The organism is Actinomyces sp. oral taxon 175 str. F0384 (genome assembly GCF_000223355.1).
GTDB classification, from domain to species: domain Bacteria; phylum Actinomycetota; class Actinomycetes; order Actinomycetales; family Actinomycetaceae; genus Actinomyces; species Actinomyces oris.
Genome location: NZ_AFUR01000001.1, coordinates 73,849 through 86,221, shown reverse-complemented (window position 1 = coordinate 86,221; position 12,373 = coordinate 73,849). Strand labels below are relative to the sequence as shown.

Sequence of the window (12,373 nt, the reverse complement as noted above, 5' to 3'; positions counted from 1 at the left end):
GAATTCTCCTTCCACGGTCCCGGCTCATGATCGGCCGGGTCCAGTCTCGCTGAGATGCCGGAACCGCACCGGCCAAGCACAACCACTCGGACAGTGACCTCAGCCACTACGGGGCCTCAGCCACGACGGCGGATCGATACGGAGAGTCACTCCGTCACCAACATCCATGAGGTCCCCCATGAAGACCGGCGTCGGCATTCCCGATCCCAGCAGGATCGGCGTCGCACCGGGGCGAGCCAGGACGGTGCCGTTGGACGAGCCCAGGTCCTGAGCCAGGACGCTCCACCCCGAGGTCGTGAGCATGAGGTGGGAGCGCGAGACCATGTGCTGCGGGCTGGCCACCGGGACCAGGGCCACGATGTGCGGGTCGCCCCCGGCCTGCACCTGGGGGGCGCGTCCGATGACGACGTCGCCGGCGACCTCGACGGCGGCGCCGGTTGACAGGGTCAGCGTGGCCAGAGCCGGCCGGCGCACGTAGGAAAACACTCCCGTCAGGGGCTGGGCACAGATCAGGCACTCCCGGAGCTCGGGAGGATTGGGGTGCCCCTGGGGGCAGATCGAGGCCCGCACGGGGGGCGCCGCGATCAGCGCCGCCTCGGAGGCAGAGACGACCTCCGTGTTGGGCAGGGCCTCCAAGGGCTGGGGCTCCCGAACGGGCTGGGGCTGCTTGCTCTTGGAGTTGTCCGGCGCCGTGGGGGTGTTGGCCGTCGGGCTGCCGCCCGAGCTCGCCGAGGGGGCGGTGGGGGCCCGGTGGGCGCCGCGGCGCCGACGCCCCGAGCCGGGCTCCGGCTCGGGGTAGTCCGGAAACGGGCTCACGTCGCCGGTCTCCAGGCCCTCCGCAGCGGCCTCGGTGGTCTGCGAGAGCTGCTGCTGCGGCGGCTCGACGGGGTCGTCGGGGTCCTCCCAGACGCCCGTCTCCAGCAGCTCGGGAGCCGAGTCCGTGGAGCTGTCGGATTCGGCTGGAGACACAGCCTTGGCGGAGGAAGGGGCCTGGGCGGGGGAAGCGACCTCGGTAGGAGAATCGGCCGCGGCGGGAGAAGGCACCTCCAGGGGCGCCGGCTCCGGCTCCGGGGCAGCCTCCTGGGGCGAGCCGGAGATCGGGGAGATCGGGGTGATCGGTCTGAGCAGCGTGGTCTCGTCACTGGGCTCGGCCGGGACGATCCCGCTGTGCTGCGGCGCCATGGACCGCAGGTCCGAGCGCCGCAGCGCTGCGGCCCGCGAGGGCGCGGCGTCTTGCGGGGAGGGCGCGCTCAGGGCCGCGGGGGCCGCCGGCCCCACCGTCGGCAGGTAGGTGCCGCCCAGGGCCTGCAGGACCCGCAGGCCCGTCTCCACGGAGACGCCACCGGCCTGCGAGCCGGCAGCCGGGTTGATGACGGCGGTCCCGTCAACGCCGTCGACCCGCAGAGCACCGTCCGACAGGCGCGTCAGCCCCTCGGGCAGCGGAATCCGCTCGCGTGGCAGGGATGGGGAGGGAACCGGGGAGATCGTCACTGCGCCCCCTGACTGCTCGCGCCACCGGGGCGGGACGGGTGCGCCGTCGGCGGAAGATCCGGCACCTGGAGGGCGTCGACGACGACGGCGGTGGTGTTGTCATGCCCTCCGCCCTCCAGGGAGGCGGCCACAAGGAGCTCGGCCGTGCGCTGCGCCGTGCACCCGGCCGCCAGCACGGTGGCGATGGCCTCGTCGTCGAGCTCGTCACTGAGTCCGTCGGAGCAGATGAGGAGCCGGTCCCCGGCGGCCACCGGAACGCTGTAGAGGTCCGGGACGCCGGAGTCGGCGATGCCACCGCCCAGCGCCCGGGTGACGATGTTGCGGCGGGAGTCGCGGCGCGCCTGCTCGGGGGTGAGCTCGCCGGTCTCGATGAGAATCTGGACCCGGGAGTGGTCGCGGGTGACCTGGGAGAGCATGTCACCGCGCAGCAGGTAGACCCGGGCGTCCCCGATGTTGAAGATGACCCAGGTGGGACGCGTCACCCCCTGCTCGTCCGGAATCCAGGTCAGGATGACGCCGGCGATCGTCGCGCCGGGCAGGTAGGCGGCGTGGGACGGGATGGCGATGATCGCCTCCTGCGCGGCCACCACCGCGCGGACCACCGTGTCGATGTCGGTGATGGTCGCCCCGGCCAGGGAGTACAGGGAGTCGAGGGCCACCTGCGTGGCCATGCGGCCGGCGGCGTGCCCGCCCATGCCATCGACGACGACGAAGGCCGGAGCGATGGCGAGGTAGCCGTCCTCGTTGATCGTCCGCAGGCGCCCCACGTCAGTGGCCGCACCGACAACGACCTCCGAGGCCCTGATGCCGTCCTCACCGCGGATCACGATGGCATCGGCATCAGCACGAACGTGCTCGGTCATCGGCTCCCTTTCACTTGCGTCGCGTGCACTCCCCTAGTAAACCCCAGCACCCCGTCCGGAACCACCGCGCCACCGCCCTGATTCCACCATGTGGGAGCCCACACCCGATCGGAGGCCGGCGGCGCCGGCCCCGCTGCACCCGCCGAACGGGCCTGCCTCACCGCCGCCATCGGCGACGATCCGCCGTCGTCGGACACTGACGGGCTGCGGCCGTGACCCGTCAGGCAGTCGGATTCACGGTGTCCTCAGGTAGTCTTCCAACGTGGCCGGCTGACCGACCCCAATGCCGCCGAGGTGGTACTGCGTTCCCTGACTCGGTATCACGGGCGGCCCGACACCCGACCCGCGACGGCCCCAGGTGCCGGTCACAACCTGGACCGACGTCGTTTTCCCGACCCTCGAAGGACCCAGCATGTCTCAGGCCAAGGACGAGCTTGTCGCGCGAGCGCAGGATCCCAATGCAGAGTTGGAGACCCTCCACCAGCTGGCGCAGAACTACCCCGGCCTGCGCCCCTACATCGCCGCCAACCCACGCACCTATCCCGCCCTCCTGGAGTGGTTGGGAACCCTGGGTGACCCCGCGGTCGACGCAGCCCTGGCCTCTCGCAACAGCCATCCCCAGTCAGCGCCGTCGGCGCAGTCGGCGCAGTCATCGCCACAGCTGGCGGTGGTCTCGCCCCCCGGCGCCCAGCACAGCGCCCCGTCGGCCAGGTCCTCCGAGGCCCCCACGCAGGTGACCCTGCCCCGTTCGCTCCAGCCCGGCAGCGCGGTCTCCGGCGCCTCTGCGATCTCCGCCACCAGCTCGAGGAGCGCCGCGAGCGCACCGAGCGCCTTCAACGCTGCCGGCGCGAACACGCAGGTTGACGGCTTCCAGGCCGCGGGTGACCCGACTGTCTCGGTGCCCACGTCCCACCCCGCCCAGGCAATGGCCTCCCAGTCACCGGCCCGGCCGGTTCAGCCCGCCCTGCAGCAGACCTTCCAGCAGTCCGCGAACGTCTCTCAGGCGCAGAGCCCGGTCATTCCGGCTCCCGTGCAGCAGGCCCCCGCAGTGGCCGGCGACGACGGCGTCTTCGGCGTCGGCACCGAGGACGACGACTCCGAGGCCCCGTCCTCCTTCCTGACCTCCAACCGCATCCTGCTCATCCTGGCGCTCCTGGTGGCCACCGTCCTGGTCTTCCTGGCGACCTGGTACCTCTCCGGGGGCAGTGACAAGGGCTCGGCCGCCGACTCGGGCACCGAGGCCCCGGCCGACTCCGGCCAGGCCGCGGCTCAAGACGGCTCCTCCCCGGCCGCCCAGTCCGCCTCCCCCTCGGCCTCGGCCACCCCGAGTGCCTCGGCAACCCCCACGCTCAAGGCGCCGGCACCCGCCAACGCTCAGGAGCTGTCCGCCTTCGACGCCCCCAGCGGCAACATCAGCTGCACCCTGAATGACAACAACCTCACCTGCGTCATCAACGAGCACGCCTCGACCGCTTCCTGCCCGTCCTCGAAGCCGCTGACGGTCACGATCGGCACGGACGGGAAGTCCAGCCAGAGCTGCGGGTCCACCTTCTCCACCAAGGGCGTCAGCCTCAGCTACGGCTCCGCCGCCAAGAACTCCACCTTCGCCTGTGAGTCGGCAGACTCCGGCATGCAGTGCTGGAGCCAGGTCACCGGTCAGGGCTTCATCCTCAGCCGCGAGAGCGTGACCCCCACCACCCACCGCAGCAACTGATCCGTTTCACCCCAGGTCGGAGCCCCGCCCGCCGGGGCTCCGACCCGTTCTATTCCTCTGAACTTCCTCTGAGCCACACCTTCCAGCAGCGCACGACGTCCGACATGGCCACCTCCTACCGAACGATCCTCATTCACCCCGGCGCCCGCTCCTTCACGAGCGCCGGGCTCATCGCCCGTTTCCCCATGTCCATGGTGGGGATCTCCACGATCCTGGCGGTCGAGGAGCTCTACGGCTCCTACACGGCCGCGGGCCTGGTCAGCGCCGCGAACTTCGTAGCCATGGCCATCGGGGCGCCGATCCTGGCCCGCTGCGTCGACCGCTACGGCCAGTCGCGGGTCATGCTGCCCGCGGTGCTCGTGTCGTCCTTGAGCCTGGTGGGGCTGGCCGGCGCCGCCGCCGTGCACGCGCACCTGGGGACCCTGGCCGCCCTGTCAGCCCTGGCCGGTGGGCTGGCCGGTTCCATGGGCTCACTGGTGCGGGCGCGCTGGACGGCGATGCTCACCCGCCCCGAGGAGGTTCACGCGGCCTTCTCCCTGGAGGCGGCCCTGGACGAGGTGGCCTTCATTCTCGGGCCGGTGCTGGCCACGGCCCTGTGCACGACGCCGTTCCTGCCGGTGATCTCGGGCTGGGTGTGCTGTGTGGTGATGCAGCTGGTCGGGGGGCTGTGGTTCCTCGGCCAGCGCGCCACTGAGCCCGCGCCGCACCCGACTCGGCCGCGGCGCACCGCTGAGGCCGCCGAGCAGTCGGATCAGGCCGCGGCGCACCCACCGGTGATGCGCTACGGCGCGATGGTGTCCATCGCCATCGTCTTCCTCATCCTGGGGGCCCTGTTCGGGGCCAACGACGTCGCCGCGGTCGCCTTCGCCACCGAGGCCGGGCACAAGTCGGCCTCGGGCCTGGTCCTGGCGGTGTGGGGCGTGGGCTCCTTCGGCGCGGCCCTCCTCTACGGCTCGCGCACGTGGGGGTGGCCGCTGTGGAAGCAGCTCATGGCCGGACTGGTGGGGCTGGCGGTGGGGGCCTCGACCTTCGGTTTCGCCCCGAGCCTGGTGGTGCTGTCCGTCCTGGCACTCCTGACGGGGCTGGCCATCGCCCCCACCCTGACCAGCGGCAACAACATCGTGCAGGTGACGGTGGCCCCCTCCCAGCTGACCGAGGGTCTGGCCTGGGTGAGCACGGCCCTCAACATCGGGGTCTCGATCGGGTCCCTGCTGGCGGGGCAGGCCACCGACGCCGGTGGCTCGCGCGCCGGGTACCTGGCGGTGGCCGCCTTCGCCTGGGGCGCCGTCGTGGTTGGTGTCCTGGGGCTGCCGGCGCTCAGGCGAGCGCGGACCAGCGGCTCGCTGGGCGGTCACTGAGCGTCCTCGGCGGGAGACACAGTTCCCAGCGTTCTTGGTGACTCTTCTACACTCAGCACGATGCCGATCGCAGGAAATCCACAACACGCCCCCCTTCCCTCCCAGTCGGGCACCGGCCCCACGGGGCACCCCGGCCGTGGGAGCGGGATGCCTGCCGCCCGACCTCCGCGGCTGGCGGCGGCCGCACACGCCGTCGCCTCATCGCCCGTCGTCGCCGCTTTGGGATGGCTGGCCCTGCTGGTGCCCGCCTACTGGTCTTTGGTGGATGAGCACGGCCAGTGGCTGTTCAAGCTGGATTCCTTCGTCTACTACGAGGCCGTCCGTCAGTGGCTCGACGGCGGGGACCTCTACAGCTGGTACGCCAACCCGGGCCAGCACCTGTGGCCCTTCACCTACACGCCCCTGGCGGCCTGGGTGATCTCGCCCCTGACCTGGATGTCGTACCAGCAGGCCACCGTGCTGCTGATCGTGGCCACACCGCTGTGCGCAGCCGTGACCGCCTACGCGGTTCTCAGGCGGCTGGCCGTCGCGCCCCGGATGGCACGCAGCCTGGCACCGTGGCTGGCGCTCATCGGGGTCATCGCCCTGGAGCCCTTCCCCAAGACCATGGAGTACGCGCAGGTCAACGCCATTCTCATGGCGCTGGTGGCCGTGGACCTGTTCCTGGTTCCTGAGCGCTCGCGCTGGCGCGGGGCCCTCAGCGGCCTGGCCGCGGCGATCAAGCTGACGCCGGCGGTCGCGATCCTGGTGCTCCTGGCGCGCCGGGAGTGGCGGGCGGCGGCCACCATGGCGGGCAGCGCCGTCGGACTGACGCTCCTGGCCGCCCTGGCGGCCCCCGCCGAGTCCTGGGAGTTCTTCACCTCGGCCATGTGGGATCCGGGGCGCGCCGGTTTCGCCGACTACTCGGGCAATCAGAACCTCAAGGGCGCGATCGCCCGGGGGTTGCCGGAGGCCGCCTGGAACCTCACCTGGGCGGTGTGCTCCCTGCTCGCCGTCGTGGTGGCCTGGTTCCTGTGCCGCCGGCTGGACCGGTTGCGGGGAGCCGGCGGCGCGGCCGGGGGTCCCGGGCAGGACGACGGCCTGATCCTGTCCCTCCAGATCAGCGTGGTCATGGTGCTCGGCCTGCTCATCTCCCCCATCTCCTGGTCGCACCACTGGGTGTGGTGCCTGCCCGTGCTCATGTCGGTCGCGGCGGCGGCCTGGCGCTGGCGCTCGACCGCGCTCGGCGTGGCCGGCGCCGCCGGGTTCCTCGTCTTCGTCCTGGCGATGCAGTGGTGGTTCCCCGAGCAGAACCACGTGGAGCAGAACTGGCCCGCCTGGGCCAAGGCCGTCGGCTCGAGCTACACCTGGTGGGCCCTGGGCTGCGGGGCCGTCCTGTGGTGGGCGAGCGGCCGGCGGCTCAAGGCCCTGCACCACTGAGAGCCGCTGAGAGCCGCTGAGAGGCGCTGACAGGCGCTGACAGGCGCTGACAGGCGCTCGCGGTCGTACCGTAGGTCGCGCTATCGAGGGTTCAGGGTACGACCCCGCGACCTACCCTACGACCGCGCGATCCACCCGACGAACGCAACGATTGGAACCCCTGAGTCGTCTAGGATCCAGGGGTGCCCCTCTCCGACATCGCCCGCGCCGTCGAGGACCGGTTCCATCGCGATACCGTCCCGGTCCTCAAGCGTCAGGGCTGGCGGCCCCGCGTCATTCCCTACGACGGCTACGGCACCAGCGCCCCGGCTCAGCCCGGCCCGACGGCGCCGCAGCACCAGGAGCAGCACCAGAACACTGCGACCCAGCGCAGCGTGGCCGGAGCCCACCGGCGCCCCGCCTCAGCCTCCCGCGGGACCTGCTCCGGTTCCTCCCAGCCCACTCAGCCCTCCCGGCCCGCTCCCATGGCCCGGGTCCTGGCCCGCATGGTGATGCGTCCCCAGGACGCCCCCGCCGAGGGACCCCTGTTCCGCTCCCTGCCCGACACTCTTCCCGTCAGCGCCGCCCAGGCCCGCAGCTTCGCCATGACCGGGCTGAGCGATGCGCAGCGCGGCTGGCGCCTGTTCATCGAGGTGCCGGTGGCCTTCCTGCCGGTGACGGTCCACGTGGGCCGGGCCAGCGTGCGCACCCGGGCCGACCGCAGCGGCTACATCGACGTCGTCGTGCGCGACCACGGCCTGGAGCCGGGCTGGCACGAGGCCAGGATCGAGGCGATGGGGGCGCACACGGTCGCCGCCAAGGTCCTCATCATCCCCGAGGGCCCGCGCCTGGGCATCATCTCCGACATCGACGACACCGCCATGGTCACGCATGTCCCCCGCGTGCTCGTGGCCGCCTGGAACCAGCTCGTCAAGTACTCCTCGGCGCGCGAGCCCGTCCCCGGGATGGCCGAGCTCTACTCGCGCATCCAGGCCGCCCACCCGGGCACCCCGATGATGTACCTGTCCACCGGGGCCTGGAACGTGGTCCCCACCCTGCGCTCCTTCTTCTCCCGCCACGGCTTCCCCTCGGGACCCGCGCTCATGACCGACTGGGGGCCGACCAACACCGGCTGGTTCCGCTCGGGCATCGAGCACAAGCGCACCGAGCTGCGCCGACTCATGATCGACCTGCCCCAGATCACCTGGATCCTCTTCGGCGACGACGGCCAGCACGACCCGCACATCTACGGCGAGGCCGCCCGCCACCACGCCGACCGGATCGCCGCCGTCGCCATCCGCCGCCTGACCGCCACCCAGCAGGTGCTCGCCGGAGGGTTGACCGCCCACCCCATGGGCATCGGGCCGGAGGCCCGGACCCTGGCCGAGGCCGACGTGCCCGTCGTCGTGGGCGCCGACGGCTACGAGTTGGCCCGGCGCCTGCCCCGCGAGCTGCTGGAGGCCGCGCCGCGCCGCTGACAGCCTCACGGCGACCACCGCTGAGAGCGGGCCGTTTCCCGGCCGCCCCCTCCATGCGGCATGTCTCACGCAGGCCCCTCCACCGGCCTCGATGCCCGCCAGCATGCGGATCGACGCACAGCCCGCCCGGTTCACAGGGACGGCACAGGCCCGCCCTACACGGACGACAGGCCCCGGCGGTTACCTGGGTTCATCGGGGCGAGCGCCCCCGTTCCCATCCCCAGCGAACAGGAGGAATCACATGTCCCCCTTCTCTACAGACTCCACCGGTCCGGCAGAGCCCACCAGCCCCACCGGCCCGAACGGCCCCACTAGCTCCGCCGCCTCGACGGCGGCCTCGCTGCGCCGCCACGCGATCCTGGCCGACCTCAACGTGCTGCAGGTCGCCACCCTCATGGGCACCGGGCTGCTGGTGACGCTCGGCGTCATCCTGGGCGGCCGCTCCTACATCACCACCGTCACGCCGGACGGCCTGATCGCCTCCCAGCCGAGCGCCCACGGCACCAGCCTCCAGGACCCCGCGGCGGGCTTGATCCCCTCCACCGGCGACTCCTCGGAGAAGACCGTGTGATTCCAGGGTGAGGGCCGCCCAGGCCCCGCGGCCGCCCCGCGCGTGACGCTGTGGGCGATCACGCGGTCCCCGAACCCCCTTCACGTCAGTCGCCCCGGCCCCCGGCCGGTATGGTGATGACGCACCCAGCAGTGCTTCCTTCAAGCTCAGGAGACGATATGGCCGGCAAGATCCCCTTCATCCTCGGACTCGGCGCGGGATACGTGCTCGGGACCCGCGCCGGGCGCGCCCAGTACGAGCGCATCAAGACCGCGGCCTCCAAGGTCGCCGAGCAGCCCTTCGTGCGCACCCGGGTCGACGCCGCCTCCAGTCACGTCAAGCAGGCCGTGCGCACCCAGGGCGAGGCCGTCACCGAGAAGGTCGCCGACGCCGTCAAGGAGCGGCTCTTCGGGGCACCCTCGAGCAAGGGCGGCGCCCAGTCCCAGCCCGTCGACGCCGGTCAGGCCAGCGTGCGCCCGGTCGGCGAGAGTTCCTGAGGCCGGCTCGAGGCCAACCAACTGAGCCCGGCTAACGGCCCGGCTAACCCCGCAGTCCGCCCCTAGCCCTGCTCGGGCTGCTGGGAGGAGGTGCCCTCCTGCGCCGTCTGCCCGCCGCGGCCGCGCCAGGAGGGGGCCTTGAGCGGCCCCATCATGAGCCCCCGGCGCCAGCCCACGAGCGCGCCGTTCGCCGCGCGCCGCCCGGCCCGGCGCCGTTCCCGGTCGGAGATGACCGGCAGCTGCCAGGAGCGCCAGTAGGCGAGCACGCACAGGCCCGCACCGACCACGGTGGACACGAGCATGGCGTGAGCATCGGCCACCCCCGCCTTGATGGCCACGACCTGGGTGCCGGCGGCGATGAGCGCCGGGATCGCGTAAAGCTTGTTGCCCCCGAAGACGGCCGGAGTCTCCCCCACCGCGACGTCGCGGATCATGGAGCCGCCGATGGCGGTGAGGCAGCCCAGCAGGAGCGCCGGCATGACGCCGAGCCCATAGGTGAGGGCCTTCGAGGCCCCGGTGGCGGCCCAGCAGCCCAGGATGACGGCGTCGGCCACCACGAGCAGGCGCCGGGTGGGCCGCGAGGTCAGCGGCACGAACCAGGCCACCGTCGCCCCCAGGCAGGCCGTGTAGAGGTAGTAGGGGTCGGTCAGGGCGAAGGGCGGGCCGGCCTGGATCATGACGTCGCGCAGGATGCCGCCGGCGGTGGCCGTGAGCATGGCCAGGACGACGAAGCCCACCAGGTCGAAGTTCTTGCGCCGGGCGATGAGCCCGCCCAGGATCCCGTTGAGCAGGACCCCGCACAGGTCCAGCAGCCGGAAGGTGTCGGTCAGGGACGCCGGCATGTGAAGCGTGAGGGAAGAGAGGTCCAGCACCTCGGTTGCCCGCCTTTCGCTCCTGTCATGGTGGCGTCCCGCCGTCGATCCCGGTGTCGGACCGGCAGCCCGCCGCTACCGGGCACCTTAGTGCACGGCACAGCGCGGGGCGGACACCCGACCGCCGCGGACCGCGCGTTGCGGCGACACGAAACCTCGGGTGGTCAGAGCGCTGAGGCCCGCGCCATGATCGGGTCGTGTCCTCCCGCTACTCACCCCCCAAGGACCTGAGCCGCTACGCGTGGCTGTCCATCGGTGCCGCACTGGCCACGATCGCGCTCAAGGGGGCCGCGGCCTGGCTGACCGGCTCCGTGGGTCTGCTCTCCGACGCCGCCGAGTCCGTGGTCAACCTCATCGCCGCCGTCGTCGCCCTCATCGTGCTGAAGATCGCGGCCAAGCCGGCCGACGCCGACCACCAGTTCGGGCATTCCAAGGCCGAGTACTTCTCGGCCGTCGTCGAGGGCGTCATGATCTTCGTGGCCGCCGCCGTCATCATCATCTCCGCCATCGAGCGTTTTATCCACCCGCAGATGCCCGAGCAGCTGGGGGTGGGTCTGGCGGTCTCGGTCATCGCCTCGCTCCTCAACGGTGCGGTGGCGTGGGTGCTCTACCGGGCCGGGCGCCGCGAGCGCTCCATGACCCTGGTGGCCGACGCCAAGCACCTGGCCACTGACGTCGTCACCTCCGCCGCGGTCCTGGTCGGGGTGGCACTGGTGGCCGTCTTCGGCTCGGCCGTGCTCGACGCCGTCGTCGCCCTGGGGGCCGGGCTCAACATTATGTGGACCGGCTTCACGCTCATTCGTGACTCGGTGGGCGGTCTCATGGACATCGCCCCGTCCGCTGAGGTGCTCCAGCGCGTGGAGGAGGTTCTGGCGCGCCACCGCCAGGTGGGCATGATCGACTTCCACGCGGTGCGGGTGCGCGAGGCCGGCAACCGGCGCTTCATGGAGCTGCACGTACTGGTTCCGGCGGCCTGGAGCGTCAAGAAGGGGCACGACTTCACCGAGCAGGTCATCGACGAGCTCATCGAGGCCGACACCAGCCTGCGCATCTCGGCGCACCTGGAGCCCATTGAGGACCCCAAGTCCTACGAGGATCTGGAGGACATGTGAAGAACTCCCAGGTCAAGTCGGTTTCCATCACCGTGCGGACATGTCAGACTCGGCCCCATGAATGCAATGAGGCTCGCCGGCTCAGCACCGTCGCTGCGCCAGCACACGATCACCGCTCCCGTCCCCGCCTGGCGTCACCCCAGCCACGTCGTCCTGGAGACCTGCGTCGAGGACGTTGAGGGCGTGAGGATCTCCGCCCGGGCCGGGGCTGACCGGGCCGAGCTGGGCGCGAACCTCACCGCCGCCGGCACCACCCCCTCGATCGGCACCATCGAGGCCGCCATCTTCGCCGCCGCCGAGCAGGTCGAGCAGCGCCGTGCCCAGGCCGGCGCCCACTGGGCGGAGAAGCCCGAGGCCGCCGCCCCCTTCGGCCTGCGGATCCTCATCCGTCCCCGGGGCGGGTCCTTCGTCTACAACGCCGATGAGGGCCGGGCGATGATCGCCGACGTGCGGCGCATCGCCACCCTGGCCCTGGAGATGGCCGAGTTCACCCGCCCCCAGGCCACGGGCGGGGGGCGCACGACGCTGCCGCCGGCGGTGGACCTGGGCTTCGTCGTCGGTGCCCTGACCGAGGACGGCACCATTGACCGCGGCCTCGTGCGCCTGCTGGTCGACATGGCCAATGGCGCCCCCGTCACCTTCCATCGGGCCTTCGATCAGTGCCGCGACACCGTCGAGGCCTACGGGGACCTGGAGGGACTCGGCGTGCGCTACGTCCTGACCAGTGGGGCGGCCCAGACCGCGGCCGACGGCGCCTCGGTGATCGCCGGGCTGGTGGCCAGTGGCGGGCCGACCGTGGTCGCGGCCGGGGCCGTGCGCCCCGACGGCCTGGTCGACCTCGTGGAGTCCACCGGCGTGCGCGAGGTCCACATGCGCTGCCCCCGCGAGGGACTGACCCCCGACGAGCCCCAGCGCACCGATGAGGCCCTGGTGCGCCGCGCCGTCGAGACGGTCCGCGCGGTACCGCTTCCCGCGTAGCTCGGCAGCCCCGCCCGTCCCTGCCCTCCTCCCGCCCGACGGCGGAGCCGAGGCCGGGTGCG

At 72.0% G+C, this 12,373-nt stretch carries 12 protein-coding genes; 9 read left to right on the top strand and 3 right to left on the bottom strand.

From position 1 onward, the window contains the following. Positions 1 to 99: 99 nt before the first annotated feature. Together HMPREF9058_RS00330 and HMPREF9058_RS00325 are read right to left on the bottom strand one after the other, a co-directional pair. Complete coding sequence (locus HMPREF9058_RS00330; protein WP_009406178.1) at positions 100 to 1,491, bottom strand: hypothetical protein; 1,392 nt, start codon at positions 1,489 to 1,491, stop codon at positions 100 to 102. Next, entirely contained in the window at positions 1,488 to 2,354 is an 867-nt protein-coding gene (locus HMPREF9058_RS00325) for a PP2C family serine/threonine-protein phosphatase (protein ID WP_009747650.1), read from the bottom strand. The genes HMPREF9058_RS00330 and HMPREF9058_RS00325 overlap by 4 nt, the downstream gene beginning before the upstream one ends. A 90-nt stretch (positions 2,355 to 2,444) precedes the next feature. Here HMPREF9058_RS00325 and HMPREF9058_RS13935 point away from each other — a divergent pair, with 90 nt between their 5' ends. The 7 genes from HMPREF9058_RS13935 (at position 2,445) to HMPREF9058_RS00295 (ending at position 9,349) form a co-directional block, all read left to right on the top strand. Further along, complete coding sequence (locus HMPREF9058_RS13935; RefSeq protein ID WP_302621217.1) at positions 2,445 to 2,570, top strand: hypothetical protein; 126 nt, start codon at positions 2,445 to 2,447, stop codon at positions 2,568 to 2,570. Between the two features lie 196 nt (positions 2,571 to 2,766). Next, the gene (locus HMPREF9058_RS00320) at positions 2,767 to 4,068 is read left to right on the top strand and encodes a hypothetical protein (RefSeq protein ID WP_009406494.1); all 1,302 of its coding nucleotides are present in this window, start codon (positions 2,767 to 2,769) and stop codon (positions 4,066 to 4,068) included. A 104-nt stretch (positions 4,069 to 4,172) separates the two neighbouring features. After that, positions 4,173 to 5,426, top strand: coding sequence for an MFS transporter (locus HMPREF9058_RS00315; RefSeq protein WP_009405584.1), 1,254 nt, complete (start codon positions 4,173 to 4,175; stop codon positions 5,424 to 5,426). 147 nt (positions 5,427 to 5,573) lie between these two features. Next, entirely contained in the window at positions 5,574 to 6,845 is a 1,272-nt protein-coding gene (locus HMPREF9058_RS00310; protein WP_009747521.1) for a glycosyltransferase 87 family protein, read from the top strand. A 182-nt stretch (positions 6,846 to 7,027) separates the two neighbouring features. Beyond that, entirely contained in the window at positions 7,028 to 8,302 is a 1,275-nt protein-coding gene (locus HMPREF9058_RS00305) for an App1 family protein (RefSeq protein ID WP_009406050.1), read from the top strand. A gap of 241 nt (positions 8,303 to 8,543) precedes the next feature. Further along, positions 8,544 to 8,873, top strand: coding sequence for a hypothetical protein (locus HMPREF9058_RS00300; protein WP_009406470.1), 330 nt, complete (start codon positions 8,544 to 8,546; stop codon positions 8,871 to 8,873). Between the two features lie 158 nt (positions 8,874 to 9,031). Next, positions 9,032 to 9,349, top strand: a complete 318-nt coding sequence (locus HMPREF9058_RS00295; RefSeq protein ID WP_009406192.1) for a hypothetical protein — start codon at positions 9,032 to 9,034, stop codon at positions 9,347 to 9,349. A gap of 62 nt (positions 9,350 to 9,411) precedes the next feature. Here the strand turns inward: HMPREF9058_RS00295 and HMPREF9058_RS00290 are convergent, their stop codons facing one another. Beyond that, positions 9,412 to 10,221, bottom strand: coding sequence for a trimeric intracellular cation channel family protein (locus HMPREF9058_RS00290; RefSeq protein WP_009405643.1), 810 nt, complete (start codon positions 10,219 to 10,221; stop codon positions 9,412 to 9,414). Between the two features lie 197 nt (positions 10,222 to 10,418). Here HMPREF9058_RS00290 and HMPREF9058_RS00285 point away from each other — a divergent pair, with 197 nt between their 5' ends. Continuing rightward, a complete protein-coding gene (locus HMPREF9058_RS00285; RefSeq protein WP_009747291.1) occupies positions 10,419 to 11,333 on the top strand; it encodes a cation diffusion facilitator family transporter in 915 nt (304 codons plus the stop codon). Between the two features lie 66 nt (positions 11,334 to 11,399). Beyond that, a complete protein-coding gene (locus tag HMPREF9058_RS00280) occupies positions 11,400 to 12,311 on the top strand; it encodes a copper homeostasis protein CutC (protein WP_009405732.1) in 912 nt (303 codons plus the stop codon). Positions 12,312 to 12,373: the final 62 nt, after the last annotated feature.

Coding starts and splice junctions, on each gene's coding strand:
- HMPREF9058_RS00325 (WP_009747650.1), bottom strand. CDS start 2,354: ATGACCGAGCACGTTCGTGCTGATGCCGATGCCATCGTGATCCGCGGT.
- HMPREF9058_RS00315 (WP_009405584.1), top strand. CDS start 4,173: ATGGCCACCTCCTACCGAACGATCCTCATTCACCCCGGCGCCCGCTCC.
- HMPREF9058_RS00280 (WP_009405732.1), top strand. CDS start 11,400: ATGAGGCTCGCCGGCTCAGCACCGTCGCTGCGCCAGCACACGATCACC.
- HMPREF9058_RS00295 (WP_009406192.1), top strand. CDS start 9,032: ATGGCCGGCAAGATCCCCTTCATCCTCGGACTCGGCGCGGGATACGTG.
- HMPREF9058_RS00310 (WP_009747521.1), top strand. CDS start 5,574: ATGCCTGCCGCCCGACCTCCGCGGCTGGCGGCGGCCGCACACGCCGTC.
- HMPREF9058_RS00320 (WP_009406494.1), top strand. CDS start 2,767: ATGTCTCAGGCCAAGGACGAGCTTGTCGCGCGAGCGCAGGATCCCAAT.
- HMPREF9058_RS00300 (WP_009406470.1), top strand. CDS start 8,544: ATGTCCCCCTTCTCTACAGACTCCACCGGTCCGGCAGAGCCCACCAGC.